Annotated in this window: 28 protein-coding genes; 4 read left to right on the top strand and 24 right to left on the bottom strand. The window is 40.3% G+C overall.

The genetic code is table 11. The features are described from left to right. Positions 1-298: 298 nt before the first annotated feature. The 17 genes from H0486_RS03135 to H0486_RS03050 all read right to left on the bottom strand — a co-directional run bounded on the left by H0486_RS03135 (position 299) and on the right by H0486_RS03050 (position 11,660). Positions 299-466 carry a hypothetical protein gene (locus H0486_RS03135; protein WP_228351605.1) on the bottom strand — a complete coding sequence of 56 codons (168 nt, stop codon included), beginning with the start codon at positions 464-466 and terminating at the stop codon, positions 299-301. 67 nt (positions 467-533) lie between these two features. After that, positions 534-992: an IS66 family transposase gene (locus H0486_RS03130; RefSeq protein ID WP_267023216.1), complete on the bottom strand. Its 459-nt coding sequence runs from the start codon at positions 990-992 to the stop codon at positions 534-536. After that, complete coding sequence (locus H0486_RS03125) at positions 992-1,879, bottom strand: hypothetical protein (protein ID WP_228351604.1); 888 nt, start codon at positions 1,877-1,879, stop codon at positions 992-994. Before H0486_RS03125 ends, H0486_RS03130 begins: the two co-directional genes overlap by 1 nt. A gap of 1 nt (position 1,880) precedes the next feature. Beyond that, positions 1,881-2,567 (bottom strand): hypothetical protein, encoded by a 687-nt coding sequence (locus H0486_RS03120; RefSeq protein ID WP_228351603.1) that lies wholly within the window; start codon positions 2,565-2,567, stop codon positions 1,881-1,883. Positions 2,568-2,874: 307 nt separating this feature from the next. After that, positions 2,875-4,140, bottom strand: a complete 1,266-nt coding sequence (locus tag H0486_RS03110; protein WP_228351602.1) for an endo-1,4-beta-xylanase — start codon at positions 4,138-4,140, stop codon at positions 2,875-2,877. 99 nt (positions 4,141-4,239) lie between these two features. Beyond that, positions 4,240-4,389 carry a hypothetical protein gene (locus H0486_RS03105; RefSeq protein ID WP_228351601.1) on the bottom strand — a complete coding sequence of 50 codons (150 nt, stop codon included), beginning with the start codon at positions 4,387-4,389 and terminating at the stop codon, positions 4,240-4,242. Continuing rightward, complete coding sequence (locus H0486_RS03100; RefSeq protein ID WP_228351600.1) at positions 4,374-4,517, bottom strand: hypothetical protein; 144 nt, start codon at positions 4,515-4,517, stop codon at positions 4,374-4,376. Before H0486_RS03100 ends, H0486_RS03105 begins: the two co-directional genes overlap by 16 nt. A 17-nt stretch (positions 4,518-4,534) precedes the next feature. After that, complete coding sequence (locus H0486_RS03095) at positions 4,535-5,464, bottom strand: aldo/keto reductase (RefSeq protein WP_330594420.1); 930 nt, start codon at positions 5,462-5,464, stop codon at positions 4,535-4,537. A 13-nt stretch (positions 5,465-5,477) separates the two neighbouring features. Then, positions 5,478-6,098: a nitroreductase family protein gene (locus H0486_RS03090; protein ID WP_228351599.1), complete on the bottom strand. Its 621-nt coding sequence runs from the start codon at positions 6,096-6,098 to the stop codon at positions 5,478-5,480. 283 nt (positions 6,099-6,381) lie between these two features. Further along, entirely contained in the window at positions 6,382-6,687 is a 306-nt protein-coding gene (locus H0486_RS03085; protein WP_228351598.1) for a hypothetical protein, read from the bottom strand. Between the two features lie 35 nt (positions 6,688-6,722). Next, the gene (locus H0486_RS03080) at positions 6,723-7,103 is read right to left on the bottom strand and encodes a VOC family protein (protein ID WP_228351597.1); all 381 of its coding nucleotides are present in this window, start codon (positions 7,101-7,103) and stop codon (positions 6,723-6,725) included. A gap of 1,131 nt (positions 7,104-8,234) precedes the next feature. Further along, positions 8,235-9,464 carry a tyrosine-type recombinase/integrase gene (locus H0486_RS03075; RefSeq protein WP_228351596.1) on the bottom strand — a complete coding sequence of 410 codons (1,230 nt, stop codon included), beginning with the start codon at positions 9,462-9,464 and terminating at the stop codon, positions 8,235-8,237. Positions 9,465-9,500: 36 nt separating this feature from the next. Then, complete coding sequence (locus tag H0486_RS03070; RefSeq protein ID WP_228351595.1) at positions 9,501-9,671, bottom strand: CopG family transcriptional regulator; 171 nt, start codon at positions 9,669-9,671, stop codon at positions 9,501-9,503. A 107-nt stretch (positions 9,672-9,778) separates the two neighbouring features. Beyond that, positions 9,779-10,000, bottom strand: a complete 222-nt coding sequence (locus H0486_RS03065) for a DUF6462 family protein (RefSeq protein ID WP_091687616.1) — start codon at positions 9,998-10,000, stop codon at positions 9,779-9,781. A gap of 3 nt (positions 10,001-10,003) precedes the next feature. Then, complete coding sequence (locus H0486_RS03060) at positions 10,004-10,576, bottom strand: hypothetical protein (RefSeq protein ID WP_044960409.1); 573 nt, start codon at positions 10,574-10,576, stop codon at positions 10,004-10,006. Between the two features lie 178 nt (positions 10,577-10,754). Continuing rightward, positions 10,755-11,081 carry a helix-turn-helix domain-containing protein gene (locus H0486_RS03055; RefSeq protein ID WP_091687617.1) on the bottom strand — a complete coding sequence of 109 codons (327 nt, stop codon included), beginning with the start codon at positions 11,079-11,081 and terminating at the stop codon, positions 10,755-10,757. 177 nt (positions 11,082-11,258) lie between these two features. Next, the gene (locus H0486_RS03050; protein WP_228351594.1) at positions 11,259-11,660 is read right to left on the bottom strand and encodes a hypothetical protein; all 402 of its coding nucleotides are present in this window, start codon (positions 11,658-11,660) and stop codon (positions 11,259-11,261) included. Between the two features lie 328 nt (positions 11,661-11,988). Here H0486_RS03050 and H0486_RS03045 point away from each other — a divergent pair, with 328 nt between their 5' ends. From H0486_RS03045 to H0486_RS03030, 4 genes are all read left to right on the top strand, one after another. Then, complete coding sequence (locus H0486_RS03045; protein ID WP_228351593.1) at positions 11,989-12,690, top strand: XRE family transcriptional regulator; 702 nt, start codon at positions 11,989-11,991, stop codon at positions 12,688-12,690. 77 nt (positions 12,691-12,767) lie between these two features. Next, the gene (locus H0486_RS03040; RefSeq protein WP_228351592.1) at positions 12,768-13,004 is read left to right on the top strand and encodes a helix-turn-helix transcriptional regulator; all 237 of its coding nucleotides are present in this window, start codon (positions 12,768-12,770) and stop codon (positions 13,002-13,004) included. Continuing rightward, entirely contained in the window at positions 13,001-13,801 is an 801-nt protein-coding gene (locus H0486_RS03035) for a DUF5131 family protein (RefSeq protein WP_228351591.1), read from the top strand. The genes H0486_RS03040 and H0486_RS03035 overlap by 4 nt, the downstream gene beginning before the upstream one ends. A gap of 21 nt (positions 13,802-13,822) precedes the next feature. Next, complete coding sequence (locus H0486_RS03030) at positions 13,823-14,155, top strand: hypothetical protein (protein ID WP_228351590.1); 333 nt, start codon at positions 13,823-13,825, stop codon at positions 14,153-14,155. Between the two features lie 33 nt (positions 14,156-14,188). Here H0486_RS03030 and H0486_RS03025 read toward each other — a convergent pair whose 3' ends face one another. The 7 genes from H0486_RS03025 to H0486_RS02995 form a co-directional block, all read right to left on the bottom strand. After that, positions 14,189-15,223: a PDDEXK family nuclease gene (locus H0486_RS03025; RefSeq protein ID WP_091687622.1), complete on the bottom strand. Its 1,035-nt coding sequence runs from the start codon at positions 15,221-15,223 to the stop codon at positions 14,189-14,191. Between the two features lie 18 nt (positions 15,224-15,241). Further along, on the bottom strand, positions 15,242-17,731 hold the full coding sequence (gene recQ, locus H0486_RS03020; RefSeq protein ID WP_323163527.1) for a DNA helicase RecQ: 2,490 nt from the start codon (positions 17,729-17,731) through the stop codon (positions 15,242-15,244). Between the two features lie 18 nt (positions 17,732-17,749). Further along, positions 17,750-21,172: a UvrD-helicase domain-containing protein gene (locus H0486_RS03015; protein ID WP_228351589.1), complete on the bottom strand. Its 3,423-nt coding sequence runs from the start codon at positions 21,170-21,172 to the stop codon at positions 17,750-17,752. Between the two features lie 43 nt (positions 21,173-21,215). Continuing rightward, positions 21,216-21,413, bottom strand: coding sequence for a hypothetical protein (locus H0486_RS03010; protein ID WP_228351588.1), 198 nt, complete (start codon positions 21,411-21,413; stop codon positions 21,216-21,218). Between the two features lie 29 nt (positions 21,414-21,442). Continuing rightward, entirely contained in the window at positions 21,443-22,156 is a 714-nt protein-coding gene (locus tag H0486_RS03005) for an AAA family ATPase (protein WP_228354350.1), read from the bottom strand. A 61-nt stretch (positions 22,157-22,217) separates the two neighbouring features. Continuing rightward, positions 22,218-23,150 carry an IS3 family transposase gene (locus H0486_RS03000; protein WP_074365492.1) on the bottom strand — a complete coding sequence of 311 codons (933 nt, stop codon included), beginning with the start codon at positions 23,148-23,150 and terminating at the stop codon, positions 22,218-22,220. Then, on the bottom strand, positions 23,147-23,434 hold the full coding sequence (locus H0486_RS02995) for a transposase (RefSeq protein ID WP_178377794.1): 288 nt from the start codon (positions 23,432-23,434) through the stop codon (positions 23,147-23,149). Before H0486_RS02995 ends, H0486_RS03000 begins: the two co-directional genes overlap by 4 nt. Between the last annotated feature and the right edge of the window lie 23 nt (positions 23,435-23,457).

The raw sequence follows: 23,457 nt of genomic DNA, 5'->3' as shown, positions 1-23,457 counted from the left end.
ATGTTATTATTCATGCTTACCTACCTCCTGTTCTTAAACTACTAATCTAATTCATTAGCTCTATTTTTTCTCCAATAGTTTTTTCATACACGGAAAGCAATACCTATCTGACTGCCTATATGTACAACCATCACATTCACTTTTCTTAATTGTGTTCTGTATTAATGGCTTCTTTTTTTCTTTGTAGCAACGTTTCAATGAACATTGATGATTGTTGCCCCAAAAGAATTTACATTTCATACAAGACTTTAAATCTTTATCTATGTCTGATTGTTTATTCGAAGCTTTTTTGGAAGACTTAATTGTTACTTTTGAAATTCTCACCCCTTATTTCCTCCTCCCGAAGGAAACATGCTTTGTGGATTTTTTTCAATTCTCTATCTGCTCGTCCTGCAGCTTTTGCTAATGAAAGGAATATCAAATAATTTATTGTTACTATAACTAAAATTACTGAAACTTTTACCATCCCTTGCATCCTCCTGCTTTATTCGTAAGCGTCAAATCATATGCCCTTAGTAAATTTTAAGCGCCGCTTATTGGCGGCGCTTGCTGTAACAATTAGCTGGGAGTGTTTTTGACCACGGCATGAGTGGCTCCAGCTTTGATTGTCCTATGTTTCCATCTTTATCAATGATTTTGGGCAGTTCTGTGAGAAGATAGCTGATATAGTAATACACGTTGAGATTGTTTGCCCTGGCTGTTTCGGTAATACTATAGATTATTGCACTGGCCTGGGCACCCCTTACTGTATTTATCGTCATCCAGTTCTTACGCCCTATGGTGAAATTTCGAAGAGCACGTTCACTGGCAGAGTTATCTATGGGAACTTCTCCATCGGTTAAAAATACTTTTAGGTATTCTTCCTGGTTTACACTGTATTGCAGTCCGGAAGCTGTTTTTCCTTTCGGAGGAACCACCTTGTTCGATAGGCACTCCTTAACCCACGCAAAGTATTCCTCCACCAATGGCTTGACTGAGGTCTGGCGTTCCATTAAGGTCTTCCCTGGTTTTTTGCATAGTTCAAAAATTCTCTTATATTTGGGACAAGCTTTGAATACTGACCGCTTAAAGTCATTGGTCCATCTTTCATAAATAGCGTATTACTGATAAGATTAGGATCCCGATTAGACCACTGTAATCTGATAACTGTAAATAACATCAGCATTTCCATGATAAGCATGTATGAAGATGCAACCGATGCAGGCGCATTATCTTCATTCATATCTAAATGAAAGCCAACCATATCTGTGAGAAGAATCTCTTTGCCACAAAACGGACATATTCCAGTATCCTGATCAAACGGAATTCCTGAATCTACTTTTTGGTCACAATGTGGACACTCAAAGCTTGGAGAGCTACTATTCTGTCCATCCCACTTCTTATACGCAATCCACTTGAGCGTTTCAAAATACTGTCCATCCTCATCATTCCTCATTGAATCGTAGATGACATGTCGAACTGTATCATAGATGTTTCCCTTCACACTTCTCAAATTTCTTAAAGGAAACACTGTTGCGTGAAAAAGAGCACTATCCTTCATTATTTCCTGTAATTTGAGAGGGTGTGGATATTCCTTATCAATACCGGCTATTTTATTCTGCTCAACTGTCATAAGGGCAGTTTTTACAAATGCCAATTCTTTATAATTCTCTTCCACAGGTACATACGACCCATCTGCTACCCAAATTTGCTTTAACGGTGTAGTATTGCTAGGATCAAAACTCTCCCATATATCATTTTCATAGTTATACGAATCACCAATATCGTTTGTTTCAAAATCTTTGATAAGAGACTGAACCCACTCGCTTTCTATGACATTAAGATGCCCTAGTTTTGATGCTGATTCGAAAGGTAATCTATTACCAGAAGAATATGCCATACTATTCTCCTCTCTTTGGACTATACAACTTAGCCTGTACAGGAATTACAAATCTGTTCGACATGGTAAGCATTCTCATAAAACCAGGTGTTTTTGCTCTGAGAATATCTTCCTCTACTCCCGAAAATGCAATCTGTGTATGTGTCAAAGCCTTTGTCTCATCAATCGAAGCCAGATGTCCCACAAAGAAGTTTTCTGTCTGAACCAATAATTCTTTACTAATTGTTGACGGAGACTGGGTTGAATACACCATTCCTATATGGAACTTCGCACCTTCTTTTGCAAATCTTGAATAAACATCCTGATTATCTTTTGTGGTTGGTGGAAACAAGTTATGTGCCTCTTCAAAGTATAATTCGATGTATGTATCTCCTAAACTATTGCTTATAAACTTACTCTCCTGCTCTCTAAATACTGCTTCAGATAGCAAATCAGAAAAATACTTTCTGATACCGTCGTTTGCATTTCCAAGATCCAGGATTACTGTCTTACCTTCCTTCAAAAACTGAATAATCTCACCTTCAAAATTGCTGGCCCTATCTGAATGCAACGTTTTAAATTGAGAAAGCATAACTGGTCCACTACCTGATTTTGGTACTAAAAATCCAAGCAACGACATCTCGTCTTGCTTAAAAACCTCTTTCCCAAATGCGGTTTTTTGATTTTCTCCATTCGCTCTATAACACATCTCTAATCGTCTGAAAATCTGTTAATAGCATTACAAAAGGACTATTCCAAATCCAATTCCACCTGTCGTCGATATACCGTATTCCAATGCAGTCAGGAAGTCCTCATCCATCTGATTAGCTTTCTCATCACCGACAAAACAAAGTGTTTCTGTTCTTCGAAACTATACCTTTGATCCAAGAAATCATTGACTCAGAGAATGCATTTGCACCTCATGTTCTGTGATAAATAACTGCCACTATACGAAACAGCTCCTCCACTAATCCATCATACCATAATAATCAATATAGGCGTCTAGCAATATCATGCTATACCGTAATCTCAATCACATCATCCTTTGAATCTCCATTACCATCAAGAGTAAAATTAACCATCCTACCCTTAAGTGTAATTTCATATTCTCCTTTAAAGCCATTGAGAATGACATTTCCATTTTCGTCTGTTCGTAAATCACCTTCTGTATTCCATTCCTCGTGGATCAGACGCTTCAACTCATGATAGACTGGTTTTATTGTATTATCTTTACGAATAAGTCCACTTGGAGCTCCAAGCCATGCACCATCTGCGAAATCCCATCCGGTGACAGCTTCTACCAAAGGATGTTCAAACAAGATATGATACATTTCAGACCATTCCTTCTTCTGTCTTTCCTCTCCTTCCGGTGTTGAAGGCCATTCATCAACCTGATAGTCATTTAAATCCACTATATCTTTGGGCATTAGATCACCTGATATTAGTGTATTCTCCGTAAAATGAAGAGGAAGTCCGAATACTGAGAATCTCTCAAGAATATCCTCAAGCTTTTCTCGTCCCATGTATCCCTGGTGTTGATGAGTCTGGATACCGATTGAAGTAATAGGCACCCCTGCATTCAGACATCCATCGATTAGGATTCGATAACTTTCTGACAGGTTGAAATCATTAATCAGAAGAGTTGCATCCGGATTCGCGCTCTTTGCGGCATCAAATACTTCCTTAACAAGTCGAACTCGACCAAGCTCCTTACATATACGAGTAATCGCATTATCATATCTGTCATAAACGGGCATAATCACTACCTCATTGATTACATCCCATATATCTATTACACCACGAAATGCCGTAACATCACGATAAATGCGATCTAATTGCTTCTGTAAAATGGTCGCGTTGTCATAATCCATCAACCAGTCTGCACATGCCGTATGCCAGCATAATGGATGACCTTTCACCTTCACATGATTCTTTTGCAACATTTTTGCTGCCCGCATTCTGCTGTCTGTAAGGATCTCTCCTTCTTTCGGTTCAAATCGTCCCCAGTAAAACGGAAGCGTTCCGAAATTAAATACTTCTAACCACTTATTCACCCTATCTTCGAAAAAGCTTTTCTCTGGCATTTTCATATCATGATTAACATTACTTTGTCCCATATCCGCTTCCGATGTAGCCGGAAGGGAATCAAATGATCCGCAACCAAATAAAAACTGATGGTTCACCAATTTTACATGTACCAAAGTATTAGATAGAGCATTTCCTTCAATATCGATAAAACGTATTTTTTTCACAGCTTTTCTATGCGCTAATGAACTACTCACCTGTAGCCCTCCTTAAATTATGAGAATAACAGCATCCGATCGTCCTGTACCACGCTATCAGGAATACTGTCATCCTCGCATCTGTGTACCAGTTGATCACTAATAATACATATCAAAACCATTGGATAATCTATCGTAATATACCTCACCTGCCTTTTCTAATGCAGGCAACATATATTCCTTATTATATCTGACTATGGGGATTCTGTCATATGCTCTCATTCCCATATGAGTTAATGCCTCTTCCATTTGATGAAGACACTCCATATCTCATGGATGTCTGCACCCGCACCAATTAATCCTTTCATAATTTGTCTGGCTGCCGTATTCGTTAACCCATCTTTATTGGGACTTGACCATATAACTGTTATCTTCATAAATCTCATCCATCTCCTTACGGCAAGAATTTACCAGATGACAGATATAGCTTGTACCATTCTTCATGTGTCAGGTCTATTCTGCATGCCTCAGTCATTTCCGTTAAATGTACCGGATTCATAGTTCCTGCTATTACCTGCATCTTAGCTGGATGACGAAGGATCCATGCAATTGCTATTGCCGCCTTTGTCACTCCATATTGATTTGCCAACTCACCAAGAACCTTATTCATCTCTGGGAATTCAGGGTTATCAATAAACATACCCTTAAACATTCCATACTGAAGTGGAGACCACGCCTGAATCGTGATGTCATTAAGACGGCAATAATCAAGGGCTCCACCATCACGCATGACTGACATATCTGTCGTTTTGTTGTTCATATATAAATCCTGATCGATTAACTGTGACTGCTCTAAAGAAAGCTGCAGCTGGTTAATCTTAAGAGGTTGTTTTACATACTTCTTCAGTAATTCAATCTGCATTGGCATCGTATTGCTCACGCCAAAATAGCGAACCTTCCCAGCAGCTTCAAGTTCATCAAACGCTTCTGCAATCTGTTCCGGATCATAGAGCAAGTCCGGTCTGTGTAATAAAAGAACATCCAGGTATTCCATTTTCAATCTCTTAAGAATTCCATCAACGCTCTCAAGAATATTGGACTTTCTCCAATCAAAGATCTGCTTGTCAAATCTAAGACCACATTTTGACTGAATAATTAAGTCTTCCCGCTTTACACTGGTAAGCGCTATGGCATCGCCGAATCTTTTTTCTGCCTCCCCATCTCCATAACAAGTTGCATGGTCTATAAAATTAATTCCTAAATCATATGCTGTCTGAATCATTTTTGCTGCATCTTCTACTGAGAGTGCAGGCATACGCATACAGCCTAGAATCAGTCTTGACGCATTTTCTGGTCCATTTGCGATATTAATTGTTTGCATCATATATGCTCCTTTCTTATATATAAGTTACTATATTTCCCGTTCGATCAAGGGGTGTTCTGACCGGCAAACCGTCCTGTGTATCAGGATACCCCAAAGCTAATGCTCCATATACACGCTCATCTTCTTCCAGGCCGAGTTCTTTCATAACATTCAGGATTACGGGATTTTCATTCAACCATCTCAACTGATTAATCCACACACTACCCAAATCCAGTGCATTAGCCATTAACATCATATTCTCAAGCGCGCAGGCGCAGTCAGCTATATTATTCCCATAATCTTTCTTATTAGCCGTAATAATAAGAACAGGACAATTATAGTGAAATACATAATTGCCTTTCTTTGATGCATTAATAGAATTTACCAGGGATTTATAGGTATTCTCCTGAATCTCCATCTTTGCAAATTCTTCTCTGGCCAAGTCAGCCAGCTTATCCAGCACCTGTTTTTTCTGAATTACAATAAAATGAGTGCTTTGAGAATTTCCTCCACTTGGAGCATATCTTCCTGCTTCAATCACCTGATGAAGGATTTCCTCAGGAACTATTTTCTCTTTGAACCTTCGAGTACTTCTTCGACTTTTAATAAAATCCAGCATGCTATGAGCTCTTATATCTCCATCCATGCTCGCCATGGTAAATCATCTCCTTTGTAAGCCACAATTCCAGTATATAGTTATCATCTCAATTATATCATTTGATTAGTATTAATGGAATTGAAATATTTATCTCATCTTTGTGGAATGATTTAAAATCGAAAAAAGCTGTTGCGAACTCAGGTACTAGCTAACATGGACGCATGTACCTGCTTTTACAACAGCTTCTTATATTTTTAGGTTGTGTATTTAACTTCTCAACCGTTTTGTAATGGAATTAATAGTCCACAAAAATTACGTTTCTTTATAAAAGTAGTATGGATTATGATATCTTCACTTTAATCTCTACTTTTACCTTTCCAGCCTTAGCAATGATATAATCCGTTCCTTTGGTTTTTGCTTTCGCCTTACCGGTTGTCTTTTTGATTACTACTACGGATTTCTTAGAGGTATAAAACATAATATCCTCTGTCTTTACTCCGTATCCGACTGCCTTATAAGTAAAGGTACTTCCTTTTTCTAAAGTATTGGTACTCTCTATCAGCCTAATATACGCTTTCTTTACTGTAATTTTTGTCTGGAATTTTCTCTGTACTCCGTTGATTGTAACCAAACCATAGACTATCAACTCAATAGCCTATGGTTTCTTAAGACTTTATGTACTTACACTACATCAAAACAAAACGGATGTCCCTCTGGGTCGAGCATTACAACCCAATCTCCGTATTGTATATCTGCTTTTCTTGCTCCAAGTTCTAAAGCGTAATTAATCCATTCCTGAAGCTTTGCTTTCTCCATACTAAAATCAAGATGCATCATTTGCTGTTGTTTATTAACCTCTTCAGGCCATACTGGAGCAACATATAATTCATTTCTTTGAAATCCAATGTTTACTTTGCACTTTTCTGAGTATATAATAATAAAATCATCAGTTTCATAACCTTTATGCCAGCCCATTAAGTTTACATAAAAATCAGAAAGTGTTACAGGATTTTTACAATCCAAAACTACTTTGTCAAAATTTATTTCACCAATATTTTTCATGTCTTTCTCCTTTTTATGAAATCCTTTTTCAAATTCAATTAACTCATCTGCATTTTATCAAACGCCTTATCCGCATAACATTTTCCTGATATACCATCCAATAACCCTTTACCAAGTTCCAAAACCATAAAGTGTTCAAAATTATCCCCATCCGGTGTTGTTATTCCATACGTATAAGCATTTACAAATCCAAACCTATGATAATACTTAGGGTTACCATATAAAACCAGTATTGTTTAAGTTATCCTCCGTTAATTCTCCATTATTTATCGCTGTTATAACAGCACAATCTGGCTCATTTTGATGCTTACAATTGATAAACTTGCATATTTCGCATACCTATCTACAATTGTATAAACCTGTTCATCATCTCTATCAGCTATATGTAATTTTTTCATTAATAGTTATCCTTTCATTTTCTCAAGTAAATTTCAAACAGCATGGCATTTAACCTAATATAGGGTATAAAAATAGCCACACCAACCAGATGTGACCATACTTTTCCATATTCACAAGAAGATTAGTTATGATAGCATCAAAAATAAAGCCATTTATGGCTATCTCTTTTAATGCATCCCAATATTAAGTTAAATGCCAAATACCTCACTTAATATAGTATTTTTCATAACAAATCCTCCTTTCTTTTTTATAAAATTATTATAACACGAGCTTTCCTTCTTATCAACAACAATTCTAAAATTTAGGAGAAATATGATACATTTAAAAATCACCTTAAATTTACTCTGTTCTCATTTGTCCATGGGGGATGGACTGTGATAAAAAATAGAATCTCCATTTACAGAGATTCTATTTAAACGTGTTCTCTTATATTGGTCGTAAAATGGTTGTAAATCTTACCACTTAATCTCACAAACCGTTGATTTTACAGACTTTACTTCTCCAGCGTCTTCATCGTCGGGACGGATTTGGGGTTTTTGTACACTCCGTTCCACCCTGCTCCTCTATATTCCGCCTTAATCCATCTAGCGTTTCCCGACTCTTTACATCCCGTTCCGTGGTGATGTCTTAACGTGTGGTGCCGGGTGCGTCAAACCTAAAAAGACGGTTGCTCTATGGACTAAGACGTATGGTATTTTGTGTGAAAAATATGCACTGTTTTCACAGGCACTTTTACAATACAAAAATCTTATCTTCCATGTTCTTGATGACTTCCTTCTTCTTGTCCTCGGTGCAGTCAGCGTAGATATCCAAAGTAGTCTGAACATCCTTATGGCCCATGACCGACTGGATCACCTTGATGTTGCTTTCGTTCTCGCAAAGCCTGGTGCAGAAGGTGTGTCTCAAGTGGTGTGCGGAGAAGTCCGGAAGGAGCAGCGGCTCTCTCTTTTCTCTCTTCGCTTTGGCAGTCTCTTCTTTATTATAGTCTGCCGTAATGTTGTGGATCGCATGATTCACTTCGGAAGGTATCGTTATCGTTCCACCGGAACTTGCGAATACGAACCCGGAATAACCATCGATTTCCTGCGTGCAAAAGCCGGTGATCTGCTGGATCTGATATTCCTCCAGGAACGCATCATACACTTCCCCGATCATCGGGATCCTGCGACATCCTGCCTCCGTCTTCGGAGTGTTGATGTGGAAGTTGGTTCCCGAATCATCCACCTTGCGGTGTACAAGGCTGTGATTGATATCGATGATCCTGTTTTCGAAATCCAGATCCTCCCATCTGAGGCCAAGGCACTCTCCGATCCTCATCCCGCTTCCGATCAAAACTGTTATGACCGGTTTCCATCCCTGATACTGATGGTTGGAATAAAGGTAGTTCATGAATGCTTTCTGCTCAGGTACCGTGAGCGACTTACGCTTGGTCTTAACCCATACATGACTCTTCTTGATCTCTCCGAGAACTCCGGCTGCCGGATTTACACGGATGAGCCCGTCACGAACCGCCATCTGGAATGCCGGATGAAGCACGGTATGAACGTTATCGACTGTTGCCGGGGAAAGTTTCTCTTCTAATAAGAGAGAATAGTAGTATTCCCTTACATCCGTATAACGAACCTGTATCAACCGCCGCTTTCCGAAAGTCTCCCTGACATAGTGATCATAGGTATAAACGTAATTCGTCCTGGTCGTAGGCTTGAGGTCGTATTTCTGTTTGATGTACGAATCAAATACCTCGTTGACTGTAACACGCTCTGCTCTCTGGGGATCCAGTCCATCCTCCAGATCACGTCTGATCTGCTGTTCCTTCTTTCGAAGTTCCACGAGATCTTTTCCGTAGACGGTGTGGCGCTTCCTGTTTCTGTCAGTGTAAGAATAAGAGTAGCGTCCGTCTGCCCGTTGACACTCACCGCTTCTGAGCGCATAGCCGCGGGAGTCCTTCCTGCTCTGTGCCAATCTGTTTACCTCCTTTTGGGGAGAGGCACAGCTTTCTTAGGGTTTGGTCTTGTAAAGGAGCTCAAGCGCTTCTTTAAAGACCTGTGCTTGGGTGAGATTCATCTTCTCGCAGTATGCCAAAAGTCTGTCGCATTCCGCTTCGGTAACTCTAAAGCCAACCTTAATGTACTTTTTGTCTTCTACCGTAGGCCTTCCGCGTTTTGCCATCTTCCTGCTCCCTTCAGATCTCTACTCACATTATATTTAATGCCCCACAAAAAATCAATGTATTTTTTTGAAAGCTGTGCATCTTATTTTCATTCCATACTGTTCCATTAAATGTCTCTGAAGTTCTCGATATACTCGTCGATGATATCTGTATTTACCAGAACGATCCTCCTGATGCGGTAGATTGCTTTCGCTTCCTTGGCAAGTTCAGTAAACGCATGGATCCCCATGGAGTACATCGCTGCGCCTTCTTCATATTTCACGAACTTCTTCTTACCGTTCGTAAAAAGGCTTTCCATATTCTCATATTCTTTTCTCTTATATCCCATGATCTAACCCTCCTGTATGGTTTCCCTGAAGAAAGCAATCGTCTTGCCTTCCAGCTTTTTTCTTGTTTTCGATACGATATTCAGGATCGTCTGATACGCCTTGTCTTCTTCCTCCGCGATCTCTACGAGCTTTCTACCGTCATGCAGATGACTGTAGGTGATCTTGAATTCTGCCAGGGGAAGTGCTTTGAGGCTTGTATCAAAGACCTCGTATTCCCTGCGCATCATATGGATCGTCAGGATATCCCGCTTATGCTTCTCGGGATCATCGGTTTCCTTTAAGATGTTCCCGGAGAAATTGCACTCCTCGATGGCATCGCGGATCATGATATGCTCGATCGCTTTTGCAGCTGTCGGATCACTGCGATGACTGGTCTGGATCCTCACGCCCAGGTCGTCATCATTTTTCTTCCGTCTGTTGTATTCAACCTCGAATAGGATCCGGTTGAACAGTCCGGTTTCGTAGCAGTCCACCAGCTGTGGAAAGATACTGTAGTTCTTGTAGATCAGTCGGAAGCGTTCACGGGGAGTTGCTTTCCCGTAGCTTTCCACCAACTTATCTTCTGTAATGCACATGTTCGCACCTCCGTTTTCTTTCTTGGAGGTTAGGCTTGCCGGCTTGCGTCACCTCTTGCTTACACATGCAATTCTACGGAACTCTATGTAAAAAGTCGTTCCCTAAACAGACAACCTCAGGTTGACCGATAGACAACCTCCGGACATAAAAAAGGTACCGGTCTCCCGATACCCTGTTTTACATATTAGAAACTGCCTTGATCTGTGCGAGTAAAAGCACTCTTACCTTTTCATCGGTAATACTCTGAAGCAGCCCATACACTTCCTTCTCAAACGGATCCTTTTCTTCTTCAAAACCAAGCAGATAATCCGGTGTTGTGTAAAGAGCCCTGGCAATCTCAGCAAGACAGCTTGCTCTCATCTCTTTCTTATCGGTCTCGTAATATGAGATGGTAGACTTCTTCATATATAAACGCTCTGCCAGTTCCTCCTGGGTCATTCCAAGTCTGATCCTCTGTGCTCTGATCCTCTGTCCTAATGTTTCTTCCTTAATAGATATGTTCATCTTCTCCTCTTTCCGGGTGAACCGGAAAAAAGAGAAAACAAAACGCACGAAAAGACTCCGTTTTACCGGTTATCTTTTCATGCGTCCGCGGTGGGTCATGCCCCCATATCATGAAGCCCTCATTTAGTTGTAATTATGCGTGTCATGCACGCTTGATTTCGTCCTTATTACTAAAGCTTATAAGTAGCACTTTCCGAGAGCATCCGTTCTCTCGACGATCTGCCCCTCAGTGAAATTCTTGAGGGTCACTACTCTGGTACATTTGTGAGTATGGCATTTTATCATGATGCCGTTCATAGCCGGAGCCGTCCTGTCTCCGGTCAGTGCGTAGGAGATCCGCATGGATTTCCTGCACTTCTTGCAATAAAAATCAATCGCCTGCATTCGGCTCTTCACCTCCAATTCATCAATTTGATCTGAAGTCTGAAAAGGAAAGGGAAAGTCACCTTTACAGATTACTGCGAAACGTTGATTAGTCGATCCGCAAAGCGAGCTGACTATAATCCCCCGAGGTCCGGGCAGCTCACCAAAAGCCTCTATATTCAGTTTTTCTTCCGGCGCAGAAAGAAGATAGTTCATATCCTCCTACGCGTGTAAACAATCATAGGCATGTTCATTACCTCCATCCAAGACAAGCAGCGAACCAAGTTCCGACCGCTGAAGGTTAGCGTGGTCCGCAAGCACCTTCCCAAAAAGTTACTTGTGTATGGGGTATCATTCTGCCGGCCGGCCAGTACGTGTACCCCTTACGATTATCTAATATAAAACAAGTCTGATTTGATTTCAATAGAAACATATTTCTGTTTTCTAATTATATTTGATTTTTCTATTGATTTTATCCGCCCTATGAAGTATATTAGATTCACAGACGTGTGGGCTGTATCCCGCACTTAGAAAGAGGTCACTTATGGACAATATCGGAAACATATTTGCAGCATATCGGAAAAACTTGAAATACTCGCAACAGGATATCTGCGATAAGCTTACCGGAATGGGAATCCCTACCAAGCCTGCAGCATACAGCACATGGGAGACCGGTAGCAGCATTCCGAACGCAGTACAGTTTCTTGCGATGTGCAAGATCCTCGGGATCACGGATATCTTCAATCAGTTTATAGGAGGATATAATCCGGACGATCCGATGGCCGAGCTCAATGAGGAAGGCAGGGCTATGGCACTTAATTACATTGACCTGCTGAAGGGCTCCGAAAAGTATCAGGCAGCACCCGTCCGTATCCTGCAGCCTGTCAGGATACTCAATCTCTATGATATGCCTGTATCTGCTGGAACCGGTCAGTTTCTTGACAACGACAGCTATGAAGAAGTCGAAGTCGGACCTGAAGTTCCGGAGACAGCTGATTTCGGAGTGCGCATAAGTGGAGACAGCATGATGCCGAGATACCTGGATAAACAGATCGTGTGGATCCAGAAGACAGATGAACTGAATGATGGAGAGATCGGGATCTTCTACTACAACGGAAACGCCTACTGTAAGAAGCTTCTATGCAAAAAAAAAGGAACGTACCTCATCTCGCTGAATGACAAGTACGATCCTATTGAGATTGCCGAGGGAGAAACATTTAAAACTTTTGGCCGGGTTGTGAGTTAGAGTCCAGATTATTGTACATATTGATTGCTACAATATAATTGCTCCCCGTATCAGGTCAATCATAAAGGAGGGATTATATGGCAGTCAAAAATGATCTGAAGAAGCTTCGCAAGGAACAGCGCTTAAAGCAGGCTGATCTTGCAATAGCTGTCGGTATGTGTGAAAGAAGCATCAGCAACATCGAGCTTGAAAAGAATCCGGCCAGCCTTGAAACAGCTCTTCGCCTTGCAGCATATTTTAAAGTCCATGTGGATGATATCTTCCATCTGGAGGAAGAACATACCACGAGGAAGTGTGATGATAATACGCCATGAAACAGTTGTCTTTATTCCCGGAAGATAATACCGATCCAAGACCACCAGAATCGATCAACTGGAATCTGTGGCACGGATGCACAAAGGCCAGTACCGGATGCCTGCACTGCTATATGTACCGAAGGGATGAATCCATAGGAAAGGATCCTTCCATCGTACAAAAGACAGAGAACTTCGACCTTCCGGTTAAGATCTTAAGATCCGGCAAATATAAAGACAGATATAAGATTCCCTTCGGATCACACATCTGGACCTGCTTTTCATCCGATTTCTTTCATGCCGATGCAGATGAATGGAGAGAAGACGCCTGGGATATGATATACGAACGTTCCGACTGTTCTTTCTTCATGATCACCAAAAGACCGGAACGGATTGCAGACCATCTGCCAAAGAATTGGGGCTATGGCTGGGAGCATGTCACAATAGCTGTTACCTGTGAAAATCAGGAAATGGCTGACAAAAGGCTCCCAGTATATCTATCTCTCCCAATCTTCCACCACTCCGTAATGATCGAACCTATGCTGACTGCCGTGGATCTGCAGCCATATATCGAAAGATACCGCTCATCTGACGGAAGCCCTGTCATCAAGCACGTATCCATTGGCGGAGAATCCGGGCCCGGAGCCAGGATCTGTGATTATTCCTGGGTAGAGGCCGTTCATGCACAGTGCATCGAAAACGGGATAAGCTTCAACTACCATCAGACCGGAGCAAAGCTTATAAAAGACGGAAAACTATACGACATACCAAGAAAACTGCAGCACACTCAGGCACATAAAGCAGGGCTTGATACATAGCCTGAAGAAAGGAGGCCCGTCATGAGTACAACAGCATATCAGATCATCGCCGTAGACTTTGACGGAACCCTCTGCTATAGCAACTGGCCTGAGCTCGGCGAACCTAACAGACCACTGATCGAATATCTTATCAATCAGAAAAGATCCGGCAACAAGCTCATCCTCTGGACCTGCAGAGCCGGTGAAGCCCTAGAGAAAGCAGTCTCCTGGTGCCGTGATCATCAGCTGGAATTCGATGCCATAAATGACAATCTCCCGGAAATCATTGAAATGTACGGCAACAATTCCCGGAAGATCTCCTGCGATTATTACATTGATGATAAAGCCGTTTTACCGGCCATGGTAAATGGTTAAGGCCCGCCGACTGGCGAGCCTTTTCATTATAGATCACTTATCGATTTCATATTTTTCTAGTAAGCGCTCGACAACCAACCTGCTTTCTTCCTCTGACAAATATGGCACTTTGGTCGTTCTTGCTAGATAAAAACTCTTGTTTAACAACTCACAGAGTTCTGAATATGATATATATCGAATATCTTCAATCTTGGATATCTCCGGAGTCAACAATTCTACTTCACGGAACAATTCATAATCCCTCTTATATTCCTTGTTTTCCTTAGTATCCGATTTAATTTTTCCAGCACCAACGACTCCATATCCCTTGTGATAATACAAAACATAATCACCTTTTTGAAAGCTGTTTACCGATCCAGCTACAGATCCGTAAGCGCTAACCTTATGTTTGAGGAACATATCCCAGATGGAGTTCTCATCATATGCAAAGTTGGTATCAAATATAATACCTTTTCTATCTTTCGGATTTACATGCGTATCATATGGTTTTGAAAAGAATTCAAAATAATACTCATCACCTATCAAATAAATACGGTACGGAATAAAATCGATACTAAGCCCTTGTGCTTTCCAATAATCAACAGCAGAAACCAACCTGCTATCAGAGGAGCTACCAACTATTATCATTTTCTGCTCTCTATTGAATTGTACGTAATCCAAAGCAGAATCCAGCCCAAATGCATCTTTGTGTGCTTCTTTCAATTCCTGTTTGGGGAGCTTATATTTATCACAATACTTTGCATACGCCTCGTTCAAATCATAATATGACTTCTGACCCCAAGATTGGGCATAGCGCATCACCTGTATGGTTGTATCGCCCTGAACCTCTCCACGTTTTAATTCAAACAGAACAAGATTACCGTTCTTATCTAATGCACAAAGATCTGGCTCCTCCTGCCTAGCTCTTTCTTGAAAAATACGCATCAGCTGACCGTCTTCTATATAGAGATCGCCAAGATTTTCAGCCAAAAGATTTTCAAGATCCTTCTCTTTTTTTGCCAAGGATTCAAAATCAGCATAAGGCATTAACTCAATTGTATTATCTTCTTTACTGAGCCTATATAACATAATTAAACACCCTCTTACTCACTCTATCAGCCCATGTTTTCTGAGTCTTGCACGAATTGCACCATTAGTTCGATTGTGAGTCTTCGCAATTTCGGAAATCTTCATGCCACCATTAAACTCTTCATCAAGCTGCTTATCCTCTTCTTCTGACCAGGATGCACCGGCTCCGTCAGGTCTGTTCATCTTCCGATTGTATGCAGCACGGTCAAAAGAAGCATTTTCTGCTACATCTTCTTCCTCGTCCTCAGTGGTGGCAACCTGATCACGGATCTCTATATAATGCTCAACTATTTCTTTCTGAACCGCGTGAGGATACTTCAGCACAGTATATACCGTGCCTATTTTACTGGTCTGTTCAACAGCAATAATGCCCTTCGTCTGACCGATCTCTGTCGGAACCTGCACAGATCTGCCATCGATATTCCGCTCTTCCACATACCCTTTTTCTGTAAGGAATCTATAGATATCCGTTCCAAATATATGTTTAACATTATTTCCGGAAGTAATCCTATTCAGTTCATCCTTGATCTCACCTACAAGATAGAGGTCGCAGTATTCGAACTTTTCCTCATCCTCAGGATTAAGATAAAAAGTTCCTTTTCGACTCCTCCGCTTCCTTGCCGACTTAACCCTTACTTCTGCAGCATCGTCATCATCTTTGATGCTTGTTACCGATTCAGGATTCTCATCTATAAAAGCCGTTATAGCCTCTATAAACCTCTCACCATATTTCTCATACTTTGCTTCACCGACTCCCGATACTCCCAGCATAGATAATCTGTCCCGCGGAGCCTTAACACTCATGTCTATCAATGTTTTATCACTGAAGACAATATATGGCGGCATCCCCACTTCCCTTGCAATAGTCAGTCTCAACTGGCGGAGAGTCTCAAATAATTCGTATCCGGCCTTAGTAAGAGAATCAGTGCTTCGCCTGCTACGGCTTCTAGTCTGTCTTTCAGGTTCTCTGTCTTCGTATGTTCTGATCAAGACACGTGCACTCGCTTCCTTAAGAGAATCTATATTTCCTAAGCGGATCACGCTATATTTATCTGCAGTCTGGTAAAGATATCCATCCAAAAGCAGTTGGCTGATAAGGAGCCTCAGCTCTGATTCAGATCGACTCTTTAACGCACCGTATGTCTTGTATTCAGTGGTTCCAAGTTCTTTTAATCTGGCTCTGTTCGCGCCAAGGAGAGTTCCAAGGATTATATTCAATCCATATCTGCCCTTTGTTTCCCATACACAATTGATGACCAGCTTGGCATCCTCTGTCATATCAATCTCAGCAAACTCTCTATGGCAATTTCCGCAGCTGTCACAAGGCTCGTTGCGCTTCTCTCCGAAGTATTCAAGGATATAGTTTCGAAGGCATCCGGATGTTCTGCAATATCCTTCCATGATCTGAAGTCTTTTTGCATCCCTTTGCCTGATCAGTTCAATATCTTCATATGGAATATCCGTAAAATCCTTATGATCCAAAAGGAACTTGTTTATCATAATATCCTGAGCCGAGAACAGCAGTATGCATTGTGACGGTTCACCGTCTCTCCCCGCACGGCCGGCTTCCTGATAGTAGTTCTCCATGCTCTGCGGCATGTTGTAATGAATAACAAATCGGACATTGGATTTATCAATACCCATACCGAATGCATTTGTAGCTATGATCACAGGCGATCTGTCATATATGAAATCATTCTGACTTTCTTTACGGTCTTCATTATTCATTCCGGCATGATACCTTGCTACCTGAATTCCAGCATTTGAAAGAAGTTCATACAATGCATCTACATTTTTTCTTGTAGCGCAGTATATGATGCCGCTGTCCTCAGGATGATTTTTGATATATTCCAAAACATAGTCATCCTTCTTCTTGATCGTTTCCACATCAAAATACAGATTCTCACGATCAAAACCGGTCACCACGATCTTGGGATCCTTCAGTTTAAGAACACATGAAATATCATTTTTTACTTCTTCAGTTGCTGTAGCTGTAAAGGCACTTACTATAGGTCTCTTGCTCAGACCATCTATAAAATCCACTATTTTAAGATAGCTTGGTCTGAAGTCCTGGCCCCATTGAGAAATACAGTGGGCCTCATCTACCGTAACCATTGAGATACCGACTTTGTCAACAAAATTAGTAAACTCATAACTTTCAAGGCGTTCCGGCGCAACATACAGGATCTTATATGCTCCATCAAGTGCTCTGGCATATACTGTAGATATCTGCGATTCCGTCAATGAAGAGTTAATATATCCTGCCTTGATCCCCGCCTCATTCAATGCTTTGACCTGATCCTGCATAAGTGAAATAAGCGGTGAAATAACAATCGTAATACCTGGCAAGAGTAATGCAGGTACCTGATAACAAATTGACTTACCTGATCCCGTCGGCATGATTGCCAATACATCTTTTCCTGCAAGAATCGAATCAATGATCTCTTCCTGTCCGGGTTTATAGGAATCATAACCAAAGTAGACTTTTAATGCTTCTTTTGCATCCATGCTTAATACCAAATGCCGTTACATATCAAACGGTATCTTATTCCCTTCCAGTTGTTTCTTTAGCTTTTTAAGCTTACCCTCTGTAATACTCTCTGAATAATGCAATCCCTCATAAGTTGAATGGAGAACGGGATACTTTCCCTTGGTTTTTAGAATATAGTGTTCCGAAATCATCCAGTCGACTACGGTTCTTACTGCATCTCCTGAAAGCGTCTTATAGATTCCATACTCCGGAATCTTATCCAGCTTATTGTCCTGGATCCGTTTGTTCTCCTCACCACATAGGACCTCGCAAAATACTGTCATACCATAGAATTTAATCCTGCTAACATTTTGCAAAGCCTTAACAATATTGAATACAACGTCATTCAGATCCAGTTCACCATAGAGAACCGGATTAACTTCAGCTCGAATTATCTCAACATAATCATCATCCTTGGCATTCCACTTAACAACTTCCTGTGTTGCTTTAGATTCCTGATCCACTTTGACATCAGCTTCTTGAATGCTGTTATTATTCGGTGCAGTATTCTTATCACTATTCACAACATTGTTTATGTTAGATGTGTATGCCATCAGGCGCTCAGGTGCAGGCGCTTCCATCTTATATCCCATCTGCGAATAATAGGCCTGCTTGCTTATCATCCGGCTACACCCTGTTCCATTTTGCTTATAATTTGTACATCCAAGGAAGAAATCCTTATCTCGACCTTGTTTGACGATCAAGTATCCATCCCTGCATTTATCACACTTCTGTATTGAAAGTTTTCCAGCCTGGTAATTGTTAGTCATAAAACCGCAGATTTCCGGCTCATTCGTACAGATATACAATCTAAGACCATATGATCTCTTATACTTAAACTGCATTGGATATCCGCACAACGGACACGGCTTCTTGGCTATGCTGACAGGCTCCTCCTCATTCCAGTCACCAAGAAGCTTCACATTTTTATATGACTGCTTTAATTCAAGCAAAAATTCAGAAGGATTGGCTTCAGGAGCCACAAAGAATACCCTGTTTTTGGTCCTGGTCATTGCAACATAAAAGAGTCTACGTTCTTCTGCATAATCTATAGACCGATCCCCTTTTATAACCAACGAAAGCACCGGATCATCTTCAACTTTTGTCGGGAAGCCATATGTTTCATTTTTGCCGTTTATGACTATTACATCATCATATCCCAGTCCCTTTGAAGAATGTGCTGTCATAAATGTGATATCAAGCTGTGGATACTTTACACTTCTGACTTTATTTGTCCGGTTAATATATTCAAACAGACCCGTTCTTTCCAGATGATCTCCATCAAACCCATATCTGCCCAGAAGCAGAATAGATCCCGGATCTTTCCCTTCTGCTTTCTTATAATTCAAAAGATCCGTCAATACAGTCTCAATAGAGCGGGCCATTTCGTAATTTCCACCGCTCTTCCTGTTTCCGTTATAAGCTTTTCTCGTACCATCATATGTATAGATAAGAACCGGATCGTCGATATGCTTCGGCGAAATAAGCTGCTTATTGATCTGCTCTTTATTTCTCTGAATGAAGTTCCCTGCTATATCGATTACTTCCTGGGAATTGCGATATGTTCTGACGATCTTCAGCATCTTCGCATATCCCATTTTCTCTTCAAACTTTGTGAACAGAGTAATATCAGATCCGCTAAATGCATAGATAGACTGCCAGTCATCACCAACTGCAATGATCTTGGCATCTGTTACTTCTGACAGTTCTTTTGTAAGATCAAATCTCTGTCTGGAAATATCCTGGTACTCATCAACGATTATGTATTTGAAGTCCAGTTTTTTCTTCATCTCCTTCACTTCACGAAGAAGACGTGCGGACTCGTTGATCATATCCTCAAAATCAACAGCCTTGTTTTCCTTCAGCCAGCGCTCATATTCCAGGTAGCAGTCATTGCAGATACTCAAGAACAATCTGCTTCTCACATTCTGGGTAGAGTGATACATACGGCTAAAATCATCAGCCTGATATGCATTCACCTTGAAATTCGAAATAAACCGACAGATGAGATTAATAAGTTTACGGATATACCTATTCTCTTCCCCGGCAACAAGCATCTCCATTACTTCCTTATTAGACCTAGGCTTCAATTCGAAACCTTTTGCCTCAAGGTTTTCTTTCAGATGATCCAACAACGAACGTCCATCGTTATATGCGGAGAATGTATATATCAGTGTTGTGCCGTGCTCCTTATGCAGAATGCACTTGTCTCTCACGGCTTTCTTATATCTCTCGATCTCCTCCGGTGTAAATCTATCATTCTCGCCGGATTCAGTTATTCCAAAGTGCTCCAAATAAGCACTCTTTTCTCCCTGATAAATTATAAAATCAGGGGTGTATGGTTTGCGTGAAAACTCAATATCATACTTGTAAATCGGCTCATATTCGTAATCAATATTGTTGAGATACAGGAAATTGGCAATCTCAACTTCCTGATATGATCTAAGAACTTCATTCTGGATTGTTACTGACTTCTTAGTACGTGTATCAATAACCTCACGCTTGAAATCTTCCAGATCACCACGCATGGTAGAGAAATTCGCTTTTGCAATATTATTGAAGAAAGCGTTCAGATCCGATCCCTCATAAGGGGCATCGAAATAAGAAGCAAAAAGCATAATGAGATTATTTACTGCGCTCTCATTTCTCATAATGGAATTGCGAAAATAATCACGAATAACAAAATACAACTTGGATTGATCAACTATATTGAGCTTTTCATCCGGACTGTTCTTATGAATGATCGCATTTCCGGTAGAATGGAAAGTAGCTATCGGGCATGGAATATCAAGTTCCTTTTGAATACGATCCTTCAGTTCGTTTACTGCCTTATTGGTAAATGAAACCACAAGAATCTGAGAAGGATCTATTCCCTTCTTATCCACCAAATACTTAACTTTTGCGGCAACGGTAGTTGTTTTTCCAGCTCCGGCTCCAGCGATTACAAGGCAGTAATCCTCATCTGTAAGAACAACTCGGCGTTGATCCTCATCAAGTACTATATTCGGATCCACTTGCTTCAGAATATTATCAAGATAGTCCTTCTCTTTAATCATAGATTCAGATACGAACTTATCATTATGCTCATCAATGAGTTCCTGAATATTTCCATATGAATCCATGATGCCATTTATCCTGCTAGGACTCAGATTATTCTTCTTGCAGAAATCATCAAACATGCCACTCTGTTTAAGAACAGAAAAGAACTCTATATCTGAAGAAAAGTCTGATATCTGTTTGGAGTATTCACTCCTTGCTATATATCTGTCAGCATTCAGTAAAGTCTCGATATACTTACCGCATTCCAATATACGTATGGCATTTTCATTTTTCGGTCGGTCCTGCTCAGTCATAGGACTCTTCCGTTTTGTATTCTGTTGTACTATTCTGTATCCGAAAAGTCGGTCAAAAAGTCCCATAAATCAGCCCATCCCTGATATTATTCTTATAAGTTCTTCGCCTTTATACTTGTTCGATTTCAGCAGTATCTTCAATCCCCATCATCATGTTATAGTGAGCCTTATGTCCGCTTTTATAAAACATCTCCCTAAAGACTTCCTTATATTTTGGTACCGCATCTGTATAAGAATCTATATATAAATCATCCGGAATACTGTGAGAGCCATCGTTTATCCATGCAACTAGCGATCTGGCTATCATCCTTTCCTCAGGTTCACTAAAATAGTTTTCTAAGTATTCGTTTTTTTATTTCCCAACATACCATAGTAGTTTTCTATAATTCTTCTCATCGTATTTTGAATTGAAATCATAGTAAGATTATCATTATCCCTGAGTTCTTTCCAAAGAAGCTCATAAGAGGTTGAAATAGGATTATCCATTCCATAAGAAGTAATTACGGAAATACCATTATCTTTACGAATCATCCAATAATTCACGTCTTTCACTTTCTTAGTCTGACCATCTATAAAGGATGCTTCTTTATGAAAGAAAACATTATGCGTTAATACAAACAGCTGAGTAACATCTCCAATACCATCGCGTATATTTTTAGACAATTCTTTTACCATTGCACCCACAATATATAGTATTGTGCTATCAAGGCTACTAATCGGATCATCCAAAACAATTATTTTTTTATCTGCAACATGATTCGGATCAGTTGATCCCTTCGATTGCTGCATAAAATACAAAAATGACAAAAATGTCTCTTCACCCTCACTAAGTGTGTTTGTCGCCATTGTTCCATCGTCACGCTCTATACAATAATGGTTTTCTTTGTCCTTTGCAGGTTGTATAGTAAAATTCGTAAAACCATATGCCTTCAAAGATTTGTTTATTTCATCTATGGCAGGTTGAACACTTGTAATGTTCTTACCCTTTTCCGACACTTCCGCCTTAAGCTTATCTATGTTAGCTTTTTTTATATCTAGCATTTTTTTAATCCCGCTAGCTGCCTTTGGTACTATGTCAAGAAAAAGTACAAGTTAAACGTGAACTTTTCTATTAACATGCTTCATATCTTGCTTCCTTTCGTTCCATTTTATTCAGTTTATCCCAGTAACTGGATTCGTATTCATTAGGTGAAAGATATCCACAATGGCTGTGTATTCTAATTGTATTGTAAAAGGTATCAATATACTGGAATACCAGACGATATGCTTGGTTATAATCGTATATCTTAAATCGATTCAACCATTCTCTTTTTATTAATGCATGAAAGGCTTCTATGCACGCATTATCCCACGGATATGCCTTTTTAGAGTAACTTCGGCATATGCCTATTGTTGCTTTTATATATTCGGTGCTTACATACTGTATACCTCGATCACTATGTAAGATTAACGGGGCACTTACATTTCTCGCTTTTTTAGCCTTATTTACTGTCTCAATTACCCATCTGGCTTCCAGTGTATTGCTCAAGGTCCAAGCAATTATTTTTCGAGAATATAGATCCATGATACTAGTAAGATATACAAAGCCTTCATATGTCCAAATATATGTAATATCTGAACACCAAACAGCATCCGGTTTTTGGGGATTAAATTGCTCCTCTAGTATATTTTTTAACTCATTGCTGAAATCTGAATTTATTGTTGTCACTGTATAAGGTTTTACGTACTGCGCTTTTATTCCAAGCTCACGCATGTAATTACCTACGGTTTTTTCAGCAATGATTTCTCCTTCTTTCCTTAAACATTCGGTTATCTTTGGCGCACCATAATTTTGATGGGAGTCCTTATAGATATCGATAATCCGCTCTTTAATGATACGTTTTCTTTTCTCTCTTTTAGATGGAAGCCGTTTTTTCCAGCTCAGATATCCGCTTCTTGAAACGCCTAATATTTTCAGCACACCAGAGACATTCAGCCGGCGTTTTCCCTGCTCTAGAAGCTGCTCTTCTTTTATAGCAGCTTCCAGAAACAGAGCTTCGGTCATTTTCCCAGTATGCCGATTGCTTTTTTTAATATATCAAGTGCATCTTGAGTATCACGTAACTCTTTACGTAGTCTAGCTATTTCCTTAGCATCGTCGCTTTCGAAATTACCACGCCCTCTTGTAGGGATCGTGCCGTCATTAATTGTATAGGCTTTCCCCCAATTAGAAAGAGCACTTTTACTGATTCCTAAGTTCTTTGCGCACTTTCCGATGCCTAAATCCTGATGATCATTCCAGTATTTTACTGCATTGATTTTGAATTCCTCTGTGTACTGTATAGCCATGTTCATTCCTCCATTTATTCTAT

It is taken from the genome of Variimorphobacter saccharofermentans (assembly GCF_014174405.1).
In the GTDB taxonomy this organism is placed as follows: domain Bacteria; phylum Bacillota; class Clostridia; order Lachnospirales; family Lachnospiraceae; genus Mobilitalea; species Mobilitalea saccharofermentans.
Note: the sequence above shows the minus strand (reverse complement) of the source record. Positions and strands in the feature narration are given on the sequence as shown.